A 23468-nucleotide genomic window follows, 5' to 3' on the forward strand; every position below is an offset into this window, starting at 1 on the left:
AGCTGGTATCGAAGGAAAATACCCTACCTTGTAACGTATGCATTTTTAGGGAACTGAGTACGCATTTTAGCGTGTTCTCAGACCGGTCAGTAGCATGGTTTGAGAACAGCGAAATTACCCGTGCAGAAAATCGTCGCGCACCGGAGTGAACGTATCGAGTAATGTTCCTGCTTTTAAGCAGACGCAGCCATGCATAATGTTGGGCTGTTTATACAGGGTGTCACCTGCGGAAACGACATGCTTTTCTTCCCCAATAGTAAATTCAAACTCACCGGATAAAACGTAAGTCAGCTGTTCATGCGGGTGGTTGTGCAGCGGACCAATCGCGCCCTGCTCGAAGTTCACCTCAACCGCCATCATTTTACCGTCGTGAGCAAGAATGCGACGGGTAACGCCATTGCCCAGATCTTCAAGCGTGGTCTCTTTATGAAAAATAAACATCCGACATTCCTGTAAGTTAGTGAAACGGTGTTTTATTAAATTTATATCAGCAAAGTATAAAAAGAAATGCACACCAACAGATGTGGAAAGTTGATCACATCTTTGGTTCACTGAAGAGATAACAACAAATGAGGGGAAGCGATGAAAACGATCGGTCTGTTAGGCGGTATGAGCTGGGAATCCACCATTCCTTATTATCGACTCATTAATGAAGGGGTAAAACAGCGTCTGGGTGGCCTGCATTCGGCACAGATTCTGTTGCACAGCGTAGATTTTCATGAGATTGAAGCCTGTCAGTCCAGCGGCGACTGGCAGCGGGCCGGGCAGATCCTCGCGCAGGCCGCCAGAGGGCTACAGGAGGCGGGAGCTGAGGGCATCGTGTTGTGTACCAACACGATGCACAAGGTTGCTGAGGCGATTGCAACCGCCTGTGATGTACCGTTCCTGCATATTGCTGATGCCACTGGTCGCGCCATACAAAAGCAGCAGATGAGCAACGTGGCGCTGCTGGGTACGCGCTACACCATGGAGCAGGATTTTTACCGTGGGCGCTTACAGGCTGAATTTGGCATTAGTACGCTTATCCCTGACGCTAACGACCGGCAAAAAATAAACCAGATTATTTTCGATGAGCTGTGCCTCGGCGAATTCAGTAACACGTCCCGCGATTATTACCTCAGTGTGATTGCTCAGCTGGCTAAGCAGGGCGCGCAAGGGGTAATTTTTGGCTGTACCGAGATTGGTCTGCTGGTGCCAGCCGAGCTAAGCCCACTACCGGTTTTCGACACTGCGGCTATCCATGCGCAAGATGCGGTGGAGTTTATGCTTTCGTCTGTGGATGTAAAATAGCGTTCAGCGGATCGATTAGCTTCGGCAGATGGGCTTGCAGATGCGCGGTGAAAGCATCTACCAGCGCCGAGGCGGGGCGATGAAGCGGGTGAATCAGGCTGACCGTAAACGGTACCGAAATACTGAAGCGGCGAATAACGATCCCGCTACTGGCGTAATCCAGCGCCGTTAATGGATTGACCACCGAGATCCCTACGCCCGCCCGCACCATGGCACAAATTGAAGCGGCGCTATGGGTTTCTATTACCATGCGGCGTTTCACCTGATGCTCATTAAACAGGGTGTCCAGAAGCTGACGGTAACTGTCAGTCCGCGACAGGCTGATGTAGTTTTCGCCCTGAAAATCCTGCGGCGTTAATACCGCTTTCCCGCTCAGCGGATGTCCCTGTGGCAGCACGCATACTTCATCCAGCGCCAGCAATTCTGTACGTTTAGTGCCGGCGGGAGTATGCAGAGTTTCTGTGATCCCCAGATCGTGGCGTTGCGCCGACAGCCACTCTTCCAGCAATGGTGACTCCTGCGGCACTATCTGAATATTGACCTGCGGGTAGCGTGTGAGGAATGGCTCCAGCAGCGGCGGTAAAAAAGACTGCGAGAACACCGGCAGGCAGACAATCGATAATTCGCCCTGACGAAATTCGCGCAGGCTTTCAGCGGCGCTCACAATCCTGTCCAGACCATACCAGGAACGTTGCACCTCTTCAAACAGACGTAACCCTTGCACGGTCGGATGCAGCCTGCCACGCGAACGTTCGAACAGCGTTAATCCCAGCACTTTCTCGAATCGGGCCAGTTCCCGACTGACGGTCGGCTGCGAGGTATGTAGCATCCGCGCGGCTTCCGTCAGATTGCCTGCGGTCATGATGGCGTGAAAAATTTCAATATGGCGCAGGTTAACGGCGGGCATGGCGGATCCTCGAATGATGTAATCCATATCATTTTTGCATAGACTCACGATAAAACGATATTTTTTATTCTTTTCGGGCTGTGGCGTAATCATAAAAAAGCCAATACCGGAGCACACCATGCCACGCCCACTCAACAGCACTGATACCGATCTCACCGCCGACAACCTGCTACGCCTGCCCGCTGAATTTGGCTGCCCGGTGTGGGTGTATGATGCGCAGATTATCCGCGCGCAGATTGCCAAACTGAGCCAGTTTGACGTGGTGCGTTTTGCCCAGAAGGCATGCTCAAATATTCATATTCTGCGCCTGATGCGCGAGCAGGGCGTGAAGGTCGATTCCGTCTCGCTGGGCGAAATTGAACGCGCGCTGGCGGCGGGTTTTGAGCCGGGAAAAGATGAGATTGTCTTTACCGCCGATATGATCGATGGCGCGACGCTCGCTCGGGTGCATGAATTGAGCATTCCGGTAAATGCCGGTTCAGTGGATATGCTGGAGCAACTGGGTCAGCTTTCGCCGGGCCATCGCGTGTGGCTACGCGTGAACCCTGGCTTTGGTCATGGGCATAGTCAGAAAACCAACACCGGCGGCGAGAACAGCAAACACGGGATCTGGTACAGCGATCTACCGGCGGCGCTGGAAGTGATCCAGCGCTATCAGTTGAAGCTGGTTGGCATTCATATGCATATCGGATCCGGCGTCGACTACGGCCATCTGGAACAGGTATGCGGCGCGATGGTGCGTCAGGTTGTCGAGTTTGGTCAGGATCTGGAGGCGATCTCCGCGGGCGGCGGGCTGTCGATCCCATATCGTGAGGGCGAAGAGGCGATCAACACCGATCATTATTTTGGGTTATGGAACGCCGCGCGCGATCAAATTGCGCGTCATCTGGGTCACGCTGTTAAATTGGAGATCGAACCGGGCCGTTTTCTGGTGGCGGAATCCGGCGTGCTGGTGGCGCAGGTGCGCAGCGTAAAAGCGATGGGCAGCCGTCACTTTGTGCTGATTGACGCAGGCTTCAACGATTTGATGCGCCCGGCGATGTACGGTAGCTATCACCATATCTCTGCACTGTCGGGGGATGGCCGTTCTCTGGAGCAAGCCGCGCAAATAGAAACAGTAGTAGCCGGGCCGCTGTGTGAGTCCGGCGACGTCTTTACCCAGCAGGAAGGCGGAAATGTGGAAACCCGTCTACTGCCAGCGGTGGTGCCGGGGGATTATCTGGTGCTGCATGATACCGGGGCGTACGGCGCGTCAATGTCGTCAAACTACAATAGCCGCCCGTTGCTGCCGGAGGTGTTGTTTGATCACGGCGTGGCGCGACTGATTCGTCGTCGTCAGACTATTGATGAGCTACTGGCGCTGGAATTAATCTGAATACAGCGTTGTGAAAAGCCGGATAAGCGTAGCGCCATCCGGCATCTGATTACTTAAAGTACGGCCCCGTTGTCACCGATTCCCGCAACACCAGTTTGCCAGTAAACGGTGGGATCGGCTCTACGTTCTCACCGTTGGCCAGACGGATAGCCTGGTCAATTGCCGTTGTTATCATGGCGTCAATCGGCAGATAGACGGTAGAGAGTCCCGGCTCCAGCCATTTAGCGCTGGGCGCATCGTCAAAACCAAACAACGAGACGTCCGTCGGGATCTTCAGGCCAGCCTGATGCAACGCTTTTGATGCACCTAATGCCATGTCATCGTTACAGGCGAACAGAGCGCTAAATGTCACCCCTTCCTCCAGCAGCTCACGACAGGCTTCATAGCCACGCGTCATCGTTGAATCGCCGTATTTAACCTTGCCGGGGTCCCAGGGAATACCGTTTTTTTCCAGCGCATTACGATATCCCATCAAACGTGATTTACCGGTAGGGGTATGGCCCGGCACGGTGATGCAGGCAATATCGCTATGCCCCTGGGAGATCAGATAATTGACCGCCTGGAACGCGGCTTCTTCCTGTTCAAAGAAAATCGCGCGATCGCGGGCCTGACTGACATCACGGTTAATGACCAGCAACGGCATAGCAATGCTGTTCATCAGTGACATAATCGCCTGCTCACTCATATAACGGGTATAGAGAATAATGGCATCACACTGCCTGTCGGCCAGCATTTGCACGGCTTCCTGTTCACGCTCCGGCGTGTCGTGACCGTCGGTGACGATCAACTGCTTACCGTGAGATTCCGTCTGGCGCGAAGCCTGTTGCAGCAGACGGCCAAAGTAGAATCCATCAAACGTGGAAACCACCAGGCCAATGCTATTGCTGGTACGGTTCGCTAAAGAACGCGCTAAAAAATTGGGTCGATAATCAAGTGCCTGCATGGCCTTAAACACTTTCTGGCGCGTGCTCTCTTTTACCTGACCCGTACCATTCAGCACGCGCGAAACGGTCGCTTTTGAGACGCCAGCGTGTCGTGAAACGTCCAACATCGTGGTCATGACGCTATCCTGGTTAATCGTTTGACGAAGAATTGCCCGGCTCTGTCAGCGTCGAAACGGAATGGCGGCGCACCAGAGTTGGGTTAAATACGTGGGTGATTTCAGGCGCAGGTCGCTTCTCCGCCAGCGCCAGCGCCAGTTCAGCGGCCTGGGTCGCCATCGTCACTATCGGATAGCGTACCGTGGTCAAACGTGGACGCACATAGCGGGAAACCAGCACATCATCGAAGCCGATCAGGGAAATTTCGCCTGGTACATCAATGCCGTTATCATTTAACACGCCCATCGCGCCAGCCGCCATTGAGTCGTTATAGCAGGCTACAGCCGTGAAGTTTTTACCACGGCCAAGCAACTCGGTCATGGCCTGCTCACCGCCGCTCTCATCCGGCTCGCCAAAGGTCACCAGCCGATCGTTAATCGGTATATTGCTCTCCGTCAGCGCATCGTAATAGCCTTGCAGGCGATCCTCCGCATCTGAAATGGTGTGATTGGAGCACAGATAACCGATACGCGTATGGCCCTGCTGAATAAGGTGTCGGGTAGCCAACCACGCGCCGAAGCGGTCATCGAGGGCAACGCAGCGTTGTTCGAATCCTGGCAGAATTCGGTTGATTAATACCATGCCGGGGATTTGCTTCATTAATGAAGCCAGATCTGCATCCGGGATGATTTTGGCGTGGACAACAAGCGCAGCGCAGCGGTGGCGAATAAGCTGTTCAATCGCCTGACGTTCCTTCTGTTCATTATGGTAGCCGTTGCCGATCAGTAAAAAATTACCGGTGTTATAGGCCACCTGCTCGACAGCTTTAACCATTGCCCCAAAAAATGGATCTGACACATCACCAACCACCAGTCCGACGGTTTCGGTAGATTGTTGCGCCAGCGCACGCGCGTTGGCGTTGGGGTGGTAGCTGAGTGATTCCATTGCACTCGTTACGGCCAGACGCGATGCTTCGCTGGCTTTGGGGGAATCATTAATCACTCGAGAAACGGTGGCGACTGATACACCAGCTAGTCGGGCTACATCCTTTATGGTCGCCATGATAGTACCTGTTGTGGGTAAACGCTTACATTGTGTCAGTGTTACGGAAAACGGCTGGCTGTTCAAGCAGATTGCCTGTCAGGACGTCGCAAATGTGAGCGCGCACGAGCGAAGTAAGACAGAAAATAGAAAACGCTAATTTTTACTTACACTTTGCGATGTGCTGTTGCGATTGTTTGCTGGTGAGGGCACTGAGCAGATTGCTAAAGTTGGGATCCCAGAGGTATTGATAGGTGAAATCAACTTTCGGGTTGATCACTAGATTTACACCAGCCTGCGCAGATGCGCAGGTTTTTTTTTGTCTTCGGCCTATCTGTAACAGTAACCGATAATTTACACAACTCGTTGCATTTGGGTTCATTCCTTTGCGTTTTCGCACTGGCGTATCTGGCTGCTGACGACCACAATCAAGATCCCAGAGGTATTGATTGGTGAGATTATTCGGTACGCACTTCGTACCTGTCTCTTGCACCGACCTGCGCGGATGCGCAGGTTTTTTTTCGGATTGAATTCACCAGTTACCTGTCGCGCCCATTCCCCAACTCGTATACTCTCCCATCATTAATGTTTATGTAATTAATGGCACAGGGAGTTGAGATGCTATTTGGCTTTTTTCGTAATCTGTTTCGCGTGCTTTTCCGCGTTCGCGTCACGGGCGATATCAGCGCGCTACAGGGAGAACGCGTTCTAATTACTCCCAACCATGTCTCATTTATCGACGGCATCCTGCTGGCGCTTTTTTTACCGATTCGCCCCGTTTTTGCTGTTTACACCTCTATAAGCCAGCAATGGTACATGCGCTGGCTGACCCCGCTGATTGATTTCGTGCCGTTAGACCCGACCAAACCGATGTCGATTAAACATCTGGTTCGCCTGGTCGAGCAGGGACGTCCGGTGGTTATTTTCCCGGAAGGGCGTATTTCGACCACCGGTTCATTGATGAAAATCTATGACGGCGCCGGGTTTGTCGCGGCAAAGTCAGGGGCCACGGTGGTTCCTGTGCGTATCGAAGGCGCGGAGCTGTCACGCTTTAGTCGCCTGAAAGGTCTGGTTAAACAGCGATTCTTCCCGCGTATTCGCTTGCACATCCTGCCGCCGACCCATATGCCGATGCCGGAAGCGCCGCGTGCTCGCGATCGCCGCAAAATCGCGGGTGAAATGCTGCATCAAATTATGATGGAAGCGCGCATGGCGGTACGTCCGCGTGAAACGCTTTATGAGTCTCTGCTGGCGGCGAAATATCGCTATGGCGCAGGCAAAAACTGCATTGAAGATGTTAACTTTACGCCGGACAGCTACCGTAAACTGCTGACTAAGACGCTGTTTGTGGCCCGTATTCTGGAAAAATATACCTCTGAGGGTGAAAAAATTGGCCTGATGCTGCCAAACGCGGGGATCAGTGCGGCGGTCATTTTTGGCGCTATTGCGCGTCGACGTATTCCGGCGATGATGAACTATACAGCAGGTGTAAAAGGGCTAACCAGCGCCATTACTGCATCAGAAATCAAAACTATCTTCACTTCCCGACAGTTTCTCGATAAAGGCAAACTTTGGCATTTACCGGAACAGCTCACCCAGGTGCGCTGGGTTTACCTGGAAGACCTGAAAGCCGATGTGACGTTTAGCGATAAGCTGTGGATCTTCTCACACCTGCTGGCACCGCATCTGGCGCAGGTGAAACAGCAGCCGGAAGAGGCTGCGGTGATCCTCTTTACCTCTGGCTCGGAAGGTCATCCAAAAGGTGTGGTACATAGCCACAAGAGCATTCTGGCGAACGTCGAGCAGATTAAAACCATCGCCGATTTCACCGCCGACGACCGCTTTATGTCTGCGTTGCCGCTATTCCACTCCTTTGGTCTGACGGTGGGATTATTCACGCCGTTGCTGACCGGCGCAGAAGTGTTTCTTTATCCCAGCCCGCTGCATTACCGCATTGTGCCGGAGCTGGTCTACGACCGGAACTGCACCGTACTGTTTGGTACGTCAACGTTCCTTGGCAACTACGCGCGTTTCGCGCATCCCTATGATTTTCACCGTCTGCGCTATGTGGTGGCGGGAGCGGAAAAACTGCAAAACACCACAAAACAGCTGTGGCAGGAGAAATTTGGTCTGCGCGTCCTTGAAGGCTATGGCGTGACGGAATGTGCGCCAGTGGTGTCGATCAACGTGCCGATGGCGGCGAAATCAGGAACGGTAGGGCGCATCTTGCCCGGTATGGATGCCCGACTGTTAGCTGTTCCAGGCATTGAGGACGGAGGGCGTTTACAGCTGAAAGGCCCTAATATTATGAGCGGCTATTTGCGCGTCGAAAAACCCGGCGTGCTGGAAGTGCCGACGGCAGAAAATGCGCAGGGTGAGATTGAGCACGGCTGGTATGACACCGGAGACATCGTGCGCTTTGATGAAAACGGCTTTGTACAGATCCAGGGACGCGCCAAGCGTTTTGCTAAAATTGCCGGAGAGATGATCTCGCTGGAAATGGTTGAGCAACTGGCGCTGGCGGTATCTGCGGATAAAATGCACGCCACGGCGATCAAAAGCGATGCCAGCAAAGGCGAGGCGCTGGTGCTGTTCACCACCGACAGTGAACTGACGCGCGAAAAACTGCAGCAGTATGCGCGAGCGCACGGCGTGCCTGAACTTGCCGTGCCGCGTGATATTCGCCACCTGAAACAACTCCCATTACTCGGCAGCGGTAAGCCGGATTTTGTCACGCTGAAAAGCTGGGTCGATGAGCCGGAAAAACAACATGAGTGAGTCAGTGCACACTAACACTTCTATCTGGTCCAAAGGGATGATGTCCGTTATCGCCGCGCAGTTCCTGTCGGCGTTTGGCGATAACGCCTTACTGTTCGCCACGCTGGCTTTGCTTAAGGAACAATTTTATCCGGACTGGAGTCAGCCGATCCTGCAAATGGTGTTTGTGGGCGCTTACATCCTGTTTGCGCCCTTTGTCGGGCAGGTGGCGGACAGCTTTGCCAAAGGCAGGGTGATGATGTTCGCTAACGGCATGAAGCTGCTGGGCGCGGCGAGTATTTGCTTCGGCGTTAATCCGTTTCTCGGCTATACGCTGGTGGGGATCGGCGCGGCGGCGTATTCACCAGCCAAGTATGGCATTCTCGGTGAACTGACCACTGGCGACAAACTGGTGAAAGCTAACGGCCTGATGGAAGCCTCCACCATTGCCGCGATTTTACTCGGTTCTGTGGCGGGGGGCGTGCTGGCCGACTGGCACGTGATTGCTGCGCTTTCTGCCTGTGCGCTGGCCTATGCGGGCGCTGTGGTGGCTAACCTGTTTATCCCGAAGCTGGCCGCGGCTCGCCCTGGCCAGTCCTGGCATTTGGGGAAAATGACCCGCAGTTTTTTCTGTGCGGCCACTTCGCTGTGGCGTAACGGTGAAACGCGTTTCTCATTGGTGGGAACCAGCCTCTTTTGGGGCGCTGGCGTCACGCTGCGTTTTCTGCTGGTGCTGTGGGTGCCGGTAGCGCTGGGCATCACCGATAACGCCACACCTACTTACCTGAATGCCATGGTGGCGATTGGGATTGTGGTCGGCGCGGGTGCGGCAGCGAAGCTGGTGACGCTGGAAACCGTGTCGCGCTGTATGCCTGCAGGGATCCTGATTGGCGTCGTGGTGCTGATCTTCTCGCTGCAACATGCGCTGCTTCCGGCCTACGCGTTGCTGATGCTTATCGGCGTGTCAGGCGGTTTCTTTGTGGTGCCGCTGAATGCGTTGTTACAGGAGCGGGGCAAGAAAAGCGTCAGTGCGGGTAATGCGATTGCGGTGCAAAACCTGGGTGAAAACAGCGCGATGCTGCTGATGCTGGGTATTTACTCGCTGGCGGTGCTGGTGGGGATCCCGGCGGTAGCGATTGGTATAGGGTTTGGCGCGCTGTTTGCGCTGGCGATTGCGGCGCTATGGATTTGGCAGCGCCGCCATTAGTCTGTGACGTGTAGTTGCCTTATCCGGCCTACAGGGAATGCTTTCTGTAGGCCTGATAAGCGTAGCGCCATCAGGCACTAACCGTCATGGTGCAGGATAGGTATACACCTGATGCACCGCTTCAATCTCGGCCAGAACTTCTTCGCTCAACGCCAGATGCAGGCTTTCAACGTTGGTTTTTAACTGCTCCATCGTCGTTGCTCCCAGCAGGGTGCTGGCGACAAACGGCTGACGACGCACGAATGCCAGCGCCATTTGCGCAGGATCCAGATTATGGCGTTTCGCGATATCCACATAGGCTGCAACGGCCTTTTGCGTTTGCTCACCGCTGTAGCGTGTGAAACGGCTAAACAACGTATTACGTGCGCCGGCAGGCTTCGCGCCGTTCAGATACTTACCGGTTAGCGTACCGAAGCCCAGGCAAGAATAGGCCAGTAGTTCAACCCCTTCGTACTGGCTGACTTCTGCCAGTCCAACTTCATAGCTACGGTTCAGCAGGCTGTAGGGATTCTGGATAGTGGCGATGCGCGGCAGATCGTGTTTGTCCGCCAGATGCAGATAACGCATCACGCCAAACGCGGTTTCATTGGAAACGCCGATGTAGCGAATTTTTCCCGCGCGCTGAAACTCAGCCAGCGCGTCCAGCGTATCCAGCAGGGAAACGACCGGCGCGGAGTCCGTCCAGCTGTAGCCTAACTTACCAAAGCAGTTGGTGGGGCGCTGCGGCCAGTGAACCTGATACAGATCCAGGTAATCGGTTTGCAGTCTTTTCAGACTGTCGTGCAGCGCTTCACGGATATTTTTACGGTCCAGCGCCTGATTCGGTCGAATGCCGCTGTCGTTGTTACGTGATGGTCCACTGACCTTCGACGCCACGATTAGCTTTTCGCGGCTACCGTGTTTGGCTAGCCAGTTGCCCACGTAAGTTTCGGTGAGCCCCTGGGTTTCAGGACGCGGCGGAACCGGATACATCTCGGCAACGTCGATCAAATTTATGCCTTGTGCCACGGCATAATCGAGCTGTGCATGGGCGTCGGCTTCGCTGTTTTGTTCACCAAACGTCATTGTGCCCAGCCCCAGTGTACTGACTTCCAGCGAGCTGTGGGGTATACGGTGATATTGCATAGCCGTTTCCTTTTTATAATCACAACATAAGGATTATAAAAATGGCTGAGGGAAGAGAAAAAGGGAAGTAAAATTGTTAAGGCCAGCGCGCTGCTGACCTCAACCATCAGCGTTCAATGATTTGAGATACATCGTCGCGGTTGATCTGCATCGCATTGCCTTGCTGATCGTGGTAGCTCACCAGACCGGTATCGTCGTCAATCTCTGGTTTTCCGTCGGTCAGGATCATTCGGCCATCTTTTGTCGCCATTACATAATCGCTGCTGCACCCAGAAACTACAAAAGCCAGTCCTACGGCGGAAATCAAAACTGCCCATTTTTTCATCTGCTTATCCTCTCATGGCCTGCGTCTGACAATAGTTTAGTAATAACGCGAAGTTATGCATGACGAAAGCAGTAAAATCTTAAACTGTGAGAAGAGGTAGGTCCGGCGCGGTATTCGCTCCCCTTGCGGGGAGCGACAGATTTCATCAGAGCGGATTTTTTTTATTACGCCACAGGTTCAGTGTCTCTACCGCGATAGAGAAGAACATGGCGAAATAGATGTATCCTTTTGGAACGTGGACGTCGAAACTTTCCAGAATTAGCGTAAAACCGACCAGAATCAGGAAAGAGAGCGCCAGCATTTTCACTGAAGGGTGACGATCGACAAACTCACCAATTGGGCGAGCAGCAAACATCATCACGCCCACGGCAATCACCACCGCCGCCATCATGATAAACAGATGGTCAGACAAGCCTACCGCTGTAATTACGGAATCCAGACTGAAGATAATGTCTAACAACATGATCTGCACAATCGCGCCCAGGAATGAAGAGACGCGGGTTTTCAGTCCCTCTTCCTCACCTTCAATGGATTCGTGGATCTCTTTACTGGCTTTCCAGATCAGGAACAACCCGCCGAGCAGAAGGATCAGATCGCGCGCCGAAATCGCCTCGCCAAATACCTCGAACAACGGGTTTGTCAGCCGTGTTACCCAGGCGATAGAGGCCAGCAGCGCCAGACGCATAATCATTGCTGCCGCCAGCCCAATACGTCGGGCATGATTGCGTTGCGCTGTCGGAAGTTTGGCTACAACCAGAGAGAGGAAAATAATATTGTCGATCCCAAGAACGATCTCCAGCAGCGTCAGCGTACCGAGCGCAAGCCAGGCGTTAGGATCGGTTATCCATGCAAATAACATCGAGCAAAGTCCTGCCAAAAAAAAGAAGCGGTAATTATAGGCCCGTAACGCGGCGGGTGAAAGGCCGGGCAGTGCCTATTGCGGCTGGAATAAGAAATGCCGCTCAAGCAATGCGCGCGTGAAGTTCTTTTTCAGATAAAACCCGCGCGGCAGGGTCAGGATGGGTTCGCCATGGGCGCCAATCGCTTCGGTAAGCGCTCGGGCATTGGCGGCTTTGGGACGCAGTTGTAACACTTCCCCATGGCGAGCGGTGATGCGTTCGACGTGGCCTAGCACAATCATGTCCATTAGTTCTTCCCAGTCCAACCGTAATTGCTGGTCTTCTTCGTCGTTTGGGCTCCAGAGCAAGGGCGAGCCGACGCGACGTTCAGCCAGTGGAATGCTGCGTTCACCCTCTACCGGGATCCACAGTACGCGTTTAAGTTTGTGCCGCACATGGCTGGTTTCCCAGGTGACGCCTGTATTGCCAGTTAACGGCGCTACGCATACGAAGGTGGTTTCCAGCGGTCTGCCAAGACTGTCCACAGGGATCGTTTTCAACTCCACGCCCAGCGCCGCAAAATCCTGCTCCGGCTTGCTGCCTGCGCTGGCACCCAGCCAAATCTCCAGCAGGACGCCAATCCAGCCTTTATCACGCTTGAGATCCCTTGGGGTGACGAGCCCCGCCATGGTCGCCAATTCTCCCAACGAGTAGCCCGCAAGCTGCCGCGCCTGAGTCAGCAATTGGGCTTCAGAGTCAGGTGGAGAAAGTAGCGGATGGAGTTCTGGCATCGGATTAACCCTTAGGCGAAAAAATGAGCAATGATTTTATACCGTGTGGACAGAGTTTATCTTTTTCCACATGCTTTATTCAATTATATGATTTATATTGGTTTTTATATTCACACGCGCGCAGTTGCGCAACAGCAATGCGGGTTTTCCAATTCTGGTCACTGACAATGAACAGGATCTTACACCATGTTATCCACAGAAAGATGGGATAACTGTGAAAAACACCCACTACTGTTTCAATTTACAGCCTTGACGTGCGACGAAAATCGAATTTTTACACAAATTGTGCCTAACTTATTGGCATAATCTGTGGATAAAACCAACGCTGGTCGATCTTTCATCAGCGTGAAGATCGTGTGCGTGACACACATCACATTTATGTGTGTGCGTTGGTACCGATCGTTTTTAACTTAATGAATAAATAAGACTATTTTTTATATGTGACGAATGTCTTATTCGGACTGTTCTGGGTTTTCCCATAGTAATTCCGTACTTCTTCACAACTATATCCACAGAAAAGGTGAATAAAATCGCCCTGAATGCCCTTCTTCTGTTTATAACTCTGGGCTTCGCTGTGAGTTATTCAATTGTTATTAGAATATCGCACCCTTAACAGAGTGGTTTACCGCCTCTCAGGAGTGTGAAACAATCGTTTGTATATAAGGTTTATGTTGAGGTAGTCCGGTGATTGATGACGATGGCTACCGCCCGAATGTAGGGATAGTAATTTGTAACCGCCAGGGGCAGGTCATGTGGGCCCGGCGATTTGGTCAGCACTCCTGGCAATTCCCACAAGGTGGGATAAACGCAGGAGAGACAGCAGAGCAGGCGATGTACCGGGAACTCTTTGAAGAAGTGGGTCTCAGCCGTAAAGATGTACGGATCCTTGCTTCTACTCGTAACTGGTTGCGTTACAAGTTACCGAAACGTTTGGTGCGTTGGGACACAAAGCCGGTTTGTATCGGCCAGAAACAAAAATGGTTTCTTCTGCAATTGGTCAGCAGCGATGCTGAAATTAATATGCAAACCAGCAGTACACCTGAGTTCGACGGCTGGCGCTGGGTGAGTTACTGGTATCCGGTTCGACAGGTGGTGTCATTTAAACGCGATGTCTATCGCAGGGTGATGAAAGAATTCGCAAGTGTTGTCATGGCGCTTCAGGAGAGCACTCCTAAACCGCAAAGCGCACCTGCGTACAGACGTAAAAGAGGTTAAGCTACGCAAATTATGCTCACCCGCCTGCGCGAAATAGTCGAAAAGGTGGCCAGTGCTCCACGTCTTAATGAGGCGCTCAATATACTGGTTACCGACATCTGTCTTGCGATGGATACAGAGGTCTGCTCGGTCTATCTGGCCGATCACGACCGACGTTGTTATTACCTCATGGCGACACGAGGTCTGAAAAAACCACGTGGTCGCACCGTCGCACTCGCGTTTGATGAAGGTATCGTTGGCCTGGTTGGCAGGCTGGCGGAACCTATCAACCTCGCCGATGCGCAAAAACATCCCAGCTTTAAATACATCCCTTCGGTAAAAGAAGAGCGCTTTCGTGCGTTCTTAGGCGTACCGATTATTCAGCGTCGTCAGCTGTTAGGTGTGCTGGTGGTGCAACAGCGTGAATTACGTCAGTACGACGAAAGCGAAGAGTCTTTTCTGGTGACGCTCGCCACGCAAATGGCGGCCATACTTTCCCAGTCGCAACTGAACGCACTGTTCGGCCAATACCGGCAAACGCGTATCCGTGCATTGCCAGCCGCTCCCGGCGTAGCCATTGCCGAAGGCTGGCAGGATGCAACGCTACCGCTGATGGAGCAGGTCTATCAGGCTTCAACGCTGGACCCGGTGCTTGAACGCGAGCGGCTGACCGGCGCGCTGGAAGAGGCGGCGAACGAATTCCGCCGTTACAGCAAACGCTTTACCGCCGGGGCGCAGAAAGAAACGGCGGCGATCTTTGATCTCTACTCGCACCTGCTTTCCGATACCCGTCTGCGCCGCGAACTGTTTGCGGAAGTGGATAACGGCTCGGTGGCTGAGTGGGCCGTTAAAACGATCATCGAAAAATTTGCCGAACAGTTTGCCGCGCTGAGCGATAACTATCTCAAAGAGCGGGCCGGAGATTTACGCGCGCTGGGCCAGCGTCTGCTGTTCCATCTTGACGACTCGATCCAGGGACCGAATGCCTGGCCGGAACGTTTTGTGCTGGTGGCGGATGAGCTTTCCGCTACGACGCTGGCGGAACTTCCCCAGGACCGGTTAGTCGGCGTGGTTGTCCGGGACGGCGCAGCCAACTCTCATGCGGCGATTATGGTGCGTGCGCTGGGTATTCCTACCGTCATGGGGGCTGATATCCAGCCGTCAGTACTACACCGTCGAACGTTGGTGGTGGATGGTTATCGTGGCGAAGTGCTGGTCGATCCGGAACCGGTATTGGTCCAGGAATACCAGCGCCTTATCAGCGAAGAGATCGAGCTGAGCCGCCTGGCGGAAGATGACGTTAACCAACCGGCGCAGTTAAAAAGCGGCGAGCGCGTGAAGGTGATGCTCAATGCGGGTCTCAGCCCGGAACATGAAGAGAAGCTGGGCAGTCGGATCGATGGCATTGGTCTGTATCGCACAGAAATTCCTTTCATGCTGCAAAGCGGCTTTCCTTCGGAAGAAGAACAGGTTGCGCAGTATCAAGGGATGCTGCAAATGTTTAACGACAAGCCGGTGACTCTGCGGACGCTGGATGTCGGGGCCGATAAACAGCTGCCCTACATGCCGATCAGTGAAGAGAACCCATGCCTTGGCTGGCGTGGGATCCGCATTACGCTCGATCAACCGGAGATCTTTTTGATCCAGGTCCGGGCCATGCTGCGTGCAAACGCGGCAACCGGTAACCTGAGCATTTTACTGCCGATGGTGACCAGTATTGATGAAGTGGACGAAGCGCGACGCCTGATTGAACGCGCCGGACGCGAAGTGGAAGAGATGATCGGTTACGCAATCCCGAAACCGCGCATCGGCATCATGCTGGAAGTTCCGTCGATGGTGTTTATGTTGCCGCATCTGGCTAACCGGATAGACTTTATCTCGGTCGGAACCAACGATCTCACCCAATACATTCTGGCCGTTGATCGTAACAATACGCGGGTGGCCAGCATTTATGACAGTCTGCATCCGGGGATGTTACGTGCGCTGGCGATGATTGCGCAAGAAGCCGAAAGAAGCGGTATCGATTTGCGCTTATGCGGTGAAATGGCGGGCGATCCGATGTGCGTGGCCATTCTGATCGGCCTGGGTTTCCGTCATTTATCAATGAACGGTCGATCCGTGGCCCGCGTGAAATATCTGCTGCGCCATATCGATTTTGGCGAGGCGCAAACGCTGGCCCAGCGCAGCCTGGAAGCGCAGATGGCGGCTGAAGTACGCCATCAGGTGGCGGCCTTTATGGAGCGCCGTGGCATGGGGGGGCTGATTCGCGGGGGACTGTAGGCCTGATAAGCGTAACGCTGTCAGGCATTACGGGGGAAAGATTACCTATACAGATCTTTTACATCTTCCCGGCATCCGCTGCGATCCCCTTGTGCTATCATTCGCACCTTTGGAGCGCCTGCTTTATGCAGGCGCGCTTATCAATTGCTGTCTGACTTCAGCGAAATAACAAGAACTTGTGGTGACAGATGACCAGTAGCTATCTGCATTTTCCGGATTTCGATCCGGTCATTTTCTCAATCGGACCCGTCGCGCTTCACTGGTACGGCTTGATGTATTTGGTGGGTTTTATTTTCGCGATGTGGCTGGCGACGCGCCGTGCTAATCGTCCGGGCAGTGGCTGGACTAAAAATGAAGTAGAAAACTTACTGTATGCAGGCTTCCTCGGAGTTTTCCTCGGTGGGCGTATTGGTTACGTACTGTTCTATAACTTCCCATTGTTCCTCGATAATCCGCTGTATCTGTTCCGCGTCTGGGATGGCGGCATGTCCTTCCACGGCGGGCTTATCGGCGTGATTCTGGTGATGATTATCTTCGCCAGACGCACCAAGCGTTCGTTCTTCCAGGTTTCTGATTTCATCGCTCCGCTGATCCCGTTTGGTCTGGGCGCAGGGCGTCTGGGCAACTTTATCAACGGTGAACTGTGGGGACGCGTCGACCCGAACTTCAAGTATGCCATGCTGTTCCCGGGCTCCCGTACCGAAGATATTTTACTGCTGCAAACCAACCCGCAGTGGCAGTCCATTTTTGATACCTACGGCTCGCTGCCGCGTCACGCCTCGCAGCTTTATGAGATGGCGCTGGAAGGGGTTGTACTGTTTATCATTCTGAACCTGTACATTCGCAAGCCGCGTCCTATGGGTGCGGTGTCCGGTCTGTTCCTGATTGGTTATGGCGCGTTTCGTATTATCGTTGAATTCTTCCGCCAGCCGGACGCACAGTTTACCGGCACCTGGGTGCAGTACATCAGCATGGGACAGATCCTCTCTATCCCGATGATTGTCGCAGGCATTATTATGATGGTTTGGGCGTATCGCCGTAGCCCACAGCAACACGTTTCCTGAGGAACCATGAAACAGTATTTAGAACTGATGCAAAAAGTGCTGGATGAAGGCACAAAGAAAAACGACCGTACCGGAACCGGAACGCTTTCCATTTTTGGTCATCAGATGCGTTTTAATCTGCAGGAAGGGTTCCCGCTGGTTACGACTAAACGCTGCCATTTACGCTCGATCATTCATGAGCTGCTGTGGTTTTTGCAGGGTGACACTAACGTTGCCTACCTGCATGAAAACAATGTCTCAATCTGGGATGAATGGGCGGATGAAAACGGTAATTTAGGCCCGGTTTATGGCAAACAGTGGCGCGCGTGGCCAACGCCGGACGGTCACCATATTGACCAGATCACCACGGTGCTAAACCAACTGAAAAATGACCCGGACTCTCGACGCATCATCGTTTCCGCATGGAACGTCGGTGAGCTGGATAAGATGGCGCTGGCACCGTGCCATGCTTTCTTCCAGTTCTATGTGGCGGATGGCAAGCTCTCTTGCCAGCTGTATCAACGTTCGTGCGATGTGTTCCTCGGTCTGCCATTCAACATTGCCAGCTACGCCTTACTGGTACACATGATGGCGCAGCAGTGCGACCTTGAAGTGGGTGATTTTGTCTGGACCGGCGGCGACACGCACCTGTACAGCAATCATATGGATCAAACGCATCTGCAGCTTAGCCGCGAACCGCGCGCGTTGCCGAAGCTGATCATCAAACGTAAGCCTGAATCTATCTTTGATTATCGCTTCGAAGATTTCGAAATCGAAGGCTACGATCCACATCCCGGTATTAAAGCGCCAGTAGCTATCTAACCGGGCTTGATGCTGTCACAACCGACGCCTTCGCGCGTCGGTTTTTTTTGTCTGTCATTTCATTCTTCGGCGCGGGTTCCTGAAATATTGCAACGCTCTGCAACGCGTCAAATATTCCCCGTAGCTCGTCGTAGAAACCGAATTTCCCGCTCGTTATTCATTTTCCTCACGCCATACTGGCGGCATGAAAAAACAACAAGGCTACACGTTTCTCGAAACCCTGATTGCGATGCTGATTGTCGCGGCGCTTGGCGCGTCCGGGTTGTATGGCTGGCAGTCCTGGCAACAACAACAGCGTCTGTGGCAGACCGCCTGTCAGGTGCGGGACTACCTGCTGCAACTACGTGAAGATGCTAACTGGCGTAACCGCGATCACGTGGTAAGCGTGATGGAGGATGGGCCATCGTGGTGTCTGGTCAGTTCTGCGGCTTTACAAGACGGGTGTAAACCGACTTCACCGCTGGTGTTTGCACCGCGCTGGGACGATGTCGAAATGGCAGAGATAACGCCTTCACTGGCCTTTTTTGGGCTGCGCAATACGGCATGGGCTGGACATATTCGTCTGAAAAATGCGGCAGGCGAATGGCGCGTGGTGGTGTCAGGCTGGGGGCGGATCAGGCTTTGCGAGCGCGATGAGGCCAGGTCATGTCAGTAAACGAGCGGGGTTTTTCACTGCTGGAGGTGCTCATTGCTATGGTCATTAGCAGCATTTTACTGCTCAGCGCAGCGCGATTTTTACCCGCTCTGCAGCGAGAGATCCTACGCAATACGTGCCAGCTAGCGCTGGAGGATGAAATATGGCAGCGGGTCTATACCGTGGCAAAACATCTTCAGCGGGCAGGGTATTGCCGGGGAACCTGTGTCGGAGAGGGACTGGTGATATCGGCTAAGGGTGACTGTGTCATTGCCCGTTGGGATGCCAACAGTAACGGCATTTGGGAGAGCGTTCCCGCGAAAGAGTCCGATACCATCGGATTTCGTTTACAGGACAAAGTCCTGGAGACCCAGCGAGGAGCAACGAGTTGTAATGGCAAAGGGTGGGAGAAAATGACCGATCCAGCCACGATAGAGATTCAGGCGTTTAAGGTTGAGCGCCTGAATATTCGCGGATTTCAACCACTCCTTACGTTGCGTTTGCGTGGAGTGAGCAACGTCGAACCGCAAAAAGTCATTGAAGCCTTTTACAGTGTGACAGGTTTCAACCTGTGAATAGTGAGCGAGGTGTTTCGTCCCTGGCGATGGTCCTGCTACTTCTGGTGCTCGGCAGCCTGTTATTGCAGGGTGTTAGCCGACAAGAAACGAGTTTTGCATCGCGTGTTACAACGGAAAGTCGGTCTTTGCAACGGCAGGCGGTAGTGCAATCCGCCATCGAATGGGGACGCATGCAGTCCTGGGGCTTACAACCGGCTTTACAGTGTCGGCGTTATACCGGGCAGGACGTCGCGGTTTGCCTGCGACGACTTACTGAGACTTCCGTGCTGCTTATTGCGCATTATGAAGGCGTATCGCTATGGCGTCAGGGGGCGATTATCGATGGCAATATCGAATTTTCGGCGCATGGCTGGAGCGATTTTTGTCCGTTAAAGGCGGTAGCGTTATGTCAGACTCCCTGAACAGACAACGTGGTTTTAGCCTGCCGGAAGTTATGCTGGCAATGGTGCTGATGATCATGGTTGTGACTGCGCTATCGGGATACCAGCGGGCGTTGATGAACAGTTTTATCGTCAGAAACCAGTATCAGCAACTCTGGCGTCACGCCTGGCAGCAAACCCAGCTGTATCCGTTTTCACCACCTGTGAACTGGCAGGTTAACCGAATGCAGACAACGGAAGCAGGATGTGTCAGCATCAGCGTTAAAATTTCTTCACCTCTGGGCAGGCAAGGTCAAATGACACGTCTGCATTGCCCGAACCGTCAGTAGTCAGGAGCCGCTATGTTAAGGGTCTACCACTCCAATCGTCTGGATGTGCTGGAAGCGTTAATGGAGTTTATCGTTGAGCGCGAGCGGTTGGACGATCCCTTTGAGCCGGAAATGATCCTGGTGCAAAGCACTGGTATGGCGCAGTGGCTACAAATGACCCTTGCACAGAAATTTGGTATCGCCGCCAACATCGATTTCCCACTACCCGCGAGTTTTATCTGGGATATGTTTGTGCGCGTGCTGCCGGATATCCCGAAAGAGAGCGCGTTCAGCAAACAGAGCATGAGCTGGAAGTTAATGACTCTGCTGCCGCAATTGCTGGATAACGATGACTTCGCACTGCTGCGACACTATCTGACGGACGACACCGATAAACGTAAGCTGTTTCAGCTTTCCTCTCGCGCGGCGGACCTTTTCGATCAGTATTTAGTTTATCGCCCTGACTGGTTAACGCAGTGGGAAGCGGGGCGCCAGATTGAAGGACTCGGCGAGGCTCAGGCATGGCAGGCGCCGTTGTGGAAAGCGCTGGTGGAATACACCGCTGAACTGGGTCAACCGCGCTGGCATCGCGCCAATTTATATCAGCGATTTATTCACACCCTGGAAAATGCGTCTGAATGTCCGCAGGGGCTGCCTTCTCGCGTCTTTATTTGCGGAATTTCGGCGCTACCGCCGGTTTACCTGCAGGCCTTGCAGGCGTTGGGTAAGCACATTGATATTCATCTGCTGTTTACCAACCCTTGTCGCTACTATTGGGGCGACATTAAAGATCCCGCCTGGCTGGCAAAGTTGCTGGCGCGTCAGCGTCGGCACAGTTTTGAAGAACGTCACCTGCCGCTGTTTCGTGATACTCAGAATGCGGCAGGATTGTTTAACAGTGATGGTGAGCAGGATGTAGGCAACCCGATGCTGGCCTCGTGGGGTAAGTTGGGACGTGATTATATTTATCTGCTTTCAGAACTGGAAAACAGCCAGGAGCTGGATGCGTTTGTCGATATAACCCCAGACAATCTTTTGCATAACATTCAGTCGGATATCCTCGAGTTACAAAGCCGGGACGTGGCGGGCGTTACGCTGGACGAGTATTCCCGGAGCGATAACAAACGACTGCTTGATGTGAACGACACCAGCGTGACTTTCCATGTCTGCCATAGCCCTCAGCGTGAAGTGGAAATTCTTCATGACCGACTGCTGGCAATGCTGGAAGCAGATCCCACGCTGACGCCGCGCGACATTATCGTGATGGTGGCGGATATCGACAGCTACAGCCCGTTCATTCAGGCGGTTTTTGGCAGCGCGCCAGCCGACCGTTACTTACCCTATGCGATTTCCGACCGTCGGGCGCGTCAGTCTCATCCCGTCTTGCAGGCCTTTATCAGTCTGCTGTCGCTACCGGATAGCCGTTTTGTCTCTGAGGATGTGCTGGCATTACTGGATGTCCCCGTGCTGGCGGCACGTTTCAATATTGATGAAGATGGTCTGCGCTATCTTCGTTTGTGGGTTAATGAATCAGGTATTCGCTGGGGAATTGACGACGATAACGTGCGTGAGCTGGAACTTCCGCCAACGGGTCAGCATACCTGGCAATTTGGTTTAACGCGCATGCTGCTCGGCTATGCGATGGAAAGCGCCCAGGGCGAGTGGCAATCGGTATTGCCCTATGATGAGTCGAGCGGTTTGATTGCCGAACTGGTAGGGCATCTGGCCTCGTTGCTGATGCAGCTTAATCTCTGGCGTCGAGGACTGGCGCAGGAGCGCCCGCTGGAAGAGTGGCTGCCTGTTTGTCGGGACATGCTTAATGATTTCTTCCTGCCGGATGCGGATACCGAAGCGGCGATGACGCTGATTGAACAGCAGTGGCAGGCCATTATTACTGAAGGACTGGGGGCTGAGTATGGCGATGCCGTACCGCTTTCCTTGCTACGTGATGAGCTGGCGCAGCGTCTCGACCAGGAACGCATTAGCCAGCGCTTCCTGGCAGGGCCCGTTAACATTTGTACGCTGATGCCGATGCGCTCTATTCCTTTTAAGGTTGTATGCCTGCTGGGCATGAACGATGGCGTTTATCCGCGTCAGCTTGCGCCGCTGGGCTTTGATCTGATGAGTCAAAAACCGATGCGGGGCGATCGCAGCCGTCGCGATGATGACCGTTATCTGTTCCTCGAAGCATTAATTTCGGCGCAGCAAACGCTCTACATCAGCTACATTGGCCGCTCAATTCAGGATAACAGCGAACGCTTCCCGTCGGTATTGGTGCAGGAACTGATGGATTACATCGGGCAAAGCCACTATTTGCCGGGCGACGAATCGTTGACCTGCGATCAAAGCGAGGCCCGGGTAAAAGCGCACATTACCTGTCTGCATACCCGCATGCCTTTTGACGCACAAAACTATCAGCCTGGCGAACAGCAAAGCTATGCCCGGGAGTGGCTGCCTGCGGCGAGCCTGTCAGGAAAAGCGCACACGGATTTTGTGCAGCCTCTCCCCTTTGAAATGCCAGCCACGTTAACGCTGGAAACGTTACAGCGATTTTGGGCTCATCCGGTACGGGCCTTTTTTCAGATGCGTTTGCAGGTCAACTTTCGTTCTGAAGAAAGTGAGATCCCGGAAACTGAACCTTTTGTTCTGGAAGGATTAACTCGCTATCAGCTTAATCAGCAATTGCTTAACACGCTGGTTGAAGAGAACGATGCTGAACGACTGTTCCGCCGTTTTCGTGCGGCAGGCGTGCTGCCCTATGGGTCATTTGGCGAAATTCTGTGGGATACGCAGCGTCAGGAGATGCAGTCGCTGGCTGAACGCATTATCGCCTGCCGTCAGCCTTGCCAGAGCATGGAGATTGATCTCATCTGTAACGGTGTGCAAATCACCGGTTGGTTGCCGCAGGTGCAAGAGGACGGTTTGTTGCGCTGGCGCCCATCTTTGATAAGCATTGCCCAGGGGGTGCAACTTTGGCTGGAACATCTTGTCTATTGTGCCAGTGGCGGTATGGGAGAGAGTCGGTTGTTCCTGCGCAAAGACGGGGAATGGCGTTTCCCTCCACTGGCGGCAGAACAGGCGCTGCTGTATTTGTCGCAGCTCATTGAGGGATATCGGGAAGGCATGTCGTCGCCATTGCTGGTATTACCGGAAAGCGGCGGCGCATGGATAAAAACCTGTTATGACGCTGCAAATGATGCCATGTTAGAGGACGACGATACGCTGCAAAAAGCGCGCAGTAAGTTTTTGCAGGCTTATGAAGGCAACATGATGGTTCGTGGCGAAGGCGATGATATCTGGTATCAACGCCTGTGGCGTCAACTGGATGCCGAGACGCTGGAACGCATTGTTTTACAGTCACAGCGCTATCTGTTACCGATTTTTCGCTTTAACCAGTCCTGATGGTTGTATAAAAATTGCGCAATTTGATGGCTTCCACTATGATGCGCATTCTGTCACGGACTGATTCTTAAAAAGAGAAGATGCTGACTTGTTCAGCACGAAGTCTTGCCCTGTTCATGCCACGTATTGA

21 protein-coding genes are annotated in these 23468 nt (G+C 53.3%); 13 read left to right on the forward strand and 8 right to left on the reverse strand.

The genetic code is table 11. The features are described from left to right. Positions 1-114 precede the first annotated feature (114 nt). Positions 115-441, reverse strand: coding sequence for a cupin domain-containing protein (locus tag OOJ59_RS11475; RefSeq protein WP_085048791.1), 327 nt, complete (start codon positions 439-441; stop codon positions 115-117). Between the two features lie 141 nt (positions 442-582). On the opposite strand from OOJ59_RS11475, the gene OOJ59_RS11480 reads away from it, so the two are divergent. Continuing rightward, the gene (locus OOJ59_RS11480) at positions 583-1290 is read left to right on the forward strand and encodes an aspartate/glutamate racemase (protein ID WP_121529515.1); all 708 of its coding nucleotides are present in this window, start codon (positions 583-585) and stop codon (positions 1288-1290) included. Here the strand turns inward: OOJ59_RS11480 and OOJ59_RS11485 are convergent. Next, positions 1262-2197, reverse strand: a complete 936-nt coding sequence (locus OOJ59_RS11485; RefSeq protein ID WP_160955406.1) for a LysR family transcriptional regulator — start codon at positions 2195-2197, stop codon at positions 1262-1264. The two genes, OOJ59_RS11480 and OOJ59_RS11485, sit on opposite strands and share 29 nt — an antisense overlap. 118 nt (positions 2198-2315) lie before the next feature. Here OOJ59_RS11485 and lysA point away from each other — a divergent pair, with 118 nt between their 5' ends. After that, on the forward strand, positions 2316-3572 hold the full coding sequence (lysA, locus tag OOJ59_RS11490) for a diaminopimelate decarboxylase (protein ID WP_160955407.1): 1257 nt from the start codon (positions 2316-2318) through the stop codon (positions 3570-3572). A gap of 49 nt (positions 3573-3621) precedes the next feature. Here lysA and OOJ59_RS11495 read toward each other — a convergent pair whose 3' ends face one another. Together OOJ59_RS11495 and galR are read right to left on the reverse strand one after the other, a co-directional pair. Continuing rightward, positions 3622-4632 carry a LacI family DNA-binding transcriptional regulator gene (locus OOJ59_RS11495; RefSeq protein ID WP_137351622.1) on the reverse strand — a complete coding sequence of 337 codons (1011 nt, stop codon included), beginning with the start codon at positions 4630-4632 and terminating at the stop codon, positions 3622-3624. 13 nt (positions 4633-4645) lie between these two features. Further along, a complete protein-coding gene (galR, locus tag OOJ59_RS11500; protein ID WP_038633343.1) occupies positions 4646-5674 on the reverse strand; it encodes an HTH-type transcriptional regulator GalR in 1029 nt (342 codons plus the stop codon). A gap of 597 nt (positions 5675-6271) precedes the next feature. On the opposite strand from galR, the gene aas reads away from it, so the two are divergent. Together aas and lplT are read left to right on the forward strand one after the other, a co-directional pair. Then, a complete protein-coding gene (gene aas, locus OOJ59_RS11505; protein ID WP_160955408.1) occupies positions 6272-8431 on the forward strand; it encodes a bifunctional acyl-ACP--phospholipid O-acyltransferase/long-chain-fatty-acid--ACP ligase in 2160 nt (719 codons plus the stop codon). Beyond that, positions 8424-9617: a lysophospholipid transporter LplT gene (gene lplT / locus OOJ59_RS11510; protein ID WP_268063396.1), complete on the forward strand. Its 1194-nt coding sequence runs from the start codon at positions 8424-8426 to the stop codon at positions 9615-9617. The genes aas and lplT overlap by 8 nt, the downstream gene beginning before the upstream one ends. A gap of 84 nt (positions 9618-9701) precedes the next feature. Here lplT and OOJ59_RS11515 read toward each other — a convergent pair whose 3' ends face one another. The 4 genes from OOJ59_RS11515 to mutH all read right to left on the reverse strand — a co-directional run bounded on the left by OOJ59_RS11515 (position 9702) and on the right by mutH (position 12697). Further along, complete coding sequence (locus tag OOJ59_RS11515) at positions 9702-10742, reverse strand: NADP(H)-dependent aldo-keto reductase (RefSeq protein WP_038633335.1); 1041 nt, start codon at positions 10740-10742, stop codon at positions 9702-9704. A 106-nt stretch (positions 10743-10848) separates the two neighbouring features. Further along, entirely contained in the window at positions 10849-11067 is a 219-nt protein-coding gene (gene ygdR, locus OOJ59_RS11520) for a lipoprotein YgdR (RefSeq protein WP_038633333.1), read from the reverse strand. Positions 11068-11212: 145 nt separating this feature from the next. After that, positions 11213-11926: a TerC family protein gene (locus OOJ59_RS11525; RefSeq protein ID WP_038633330.1), complete on the reverse strand. Its 714-nt coding sequence runs from the start codon at positions 11924-11926 to the stop codon at positions 11213-11215. Positions 11927-12001: 75 nt separating this feature from the next. Further along, positions 12002-12697, reverse strand: a complete 696-nt coding sequence (gene mutH / locus OOJ59_RS11530; protein WP_038633327.1) for a DNA mismatch repair endonuclease MutH — start codon at positions 12695-12697, stop codon at positions 12002-12004. A gap of 684 nt (positions 12698-13381) precedes the next feature. Between mutH and rppH the strand changes: the two genes are divergently transcribed. The 9 genes from rppH to recC all read left to right on the forward strand — a co-directional run bounded on the left by rppH (position 13382) and on the right by recC (position 23338). Beyond that, complete coding sequence (gene rppH / locus OOJ59_RS11535; protein ID WP_003825602.1) at positions 13382-13912, forward strand: RNA pyrophosphohydrolase; 531 nt, start codon at positions 13382-13384, stop codon at positions 13910-13912. Positions 13913-13924: 12 nt separating this feature from the next. Further along, the gene (ptsP, locus tag OOJ59_RS11540) at positions 13925-16171 is read left to right on the forward strand and encodes a phosphoenolpyruvate--protein phosphotransferase (protein WP_038633322.1); all 2247 of its coding nucleotides are present in this window, start codon (positions 13925-13927) and stop codon (positions 16169-16171) included. Between the two features lie 188 nt (positions 16172-16359). Beyond that, the gene (gene lgt, locus OOJ59_RS11545) at positions 16360-17235 is read left to right on the forward strand and encodes a prolipoprotein diacylglyceryl transferase (protein ID WP_038633319.1); all 876 of its coding nucleotides are present in this window, start codon (positions 16360-16362) and stop codon (positions 17233-17235) included. 6 nt (positions 17236-17241) lie between these two features. Further along, complete coding sequence (gene thyA / locus OOJ59_RS11550) at positions 17242-18036, forward strand: thymidylate synthase (RefSeq protein WP_160955409.1); 795 nt, start codon at positions 17242-17244, stop codon at positions 18034-18036. Between the two features lie 184 nt (positions 18037-18220). Next, the gene (locus tag OOJ59_RS11555) at positions 18221-18691 is read left to right on the forward strand and encodes a prepilin peptidase-dependent protein (protein WP_160955410.1); all 471 of its coding nucleotides are present in this window, start codon (positions 18221-18223) and stop codon (positions 18689-18691) included. After that, positions 18682-19245 carry a prepilin peptidase-dependent protein gene (locus OOJ59_RS11560; protein WP_160955411.1) on the forward strand — a complete coding sequence of 188 codons (564 nt, stop codon included), beginning with the start codon at positions 18682-18684 and terminating at the stop codon, positions 19243-19245. Before OOJ59_RS11555 ends, OOJ59_RS11560 begins: the two co-directional genes overlap by 10 nt. Next, on the forward strand, positions 19242-19649 hold the full coding sequence (locus OOJ59_RS11565; RefSeq protein WP_121529510.1) for a DUF2509 family protein: 408 nt from the start codon (positions 19242-19244) through the stop codon (positions 19647-19649). The genes OOJ59_RS11560 and OOJ59_RS11565 overlap by 4 nt, the downstream gene beginning before the upstream one ends. Next, the gene (locus OOJ59_RS11570; protein WP_038633302.1) at positions 19634-19957 is read left to right on the forward strand and encodes a prepilin-type N-terminal cleavage/methylation domain-containing protein; all 324 of its coding nucleotides are present in this window, start codon (positions 19634-19636) and stop codon (positions 19955-19957) included. The genes OOJ59_RS11565 and OOJ59_RS11570 overlap by 16 nt, the downstream gene beginning before the upstream one ends. A 12-nt stretch (positions 19958-19969) precedes the next feature. Next, complete coding sequence (recC, locus tag OOJ59_RS11575; RefSeq protein ID WP_160955412.1) at positions 19970-23338, forward strand: exodeoxyribonuclease V subunit gamma; 3369 nt, start codon at positions 19970-19972, stop codon at positions 23336-23338. Positions 23339-23468: the final 130 nt, after the last annotated feature.

The organism is Citrobacter sp. W9, from assembly GCF_026719375.1.
Taxonomy (GTDB): domain Bacteria; phylum Pseudomonadota; class Gammaproteobacteria; order Enterobacterales; family Enterobacteriaceae; genus Citrobacter; species Citrobacter werkmanii.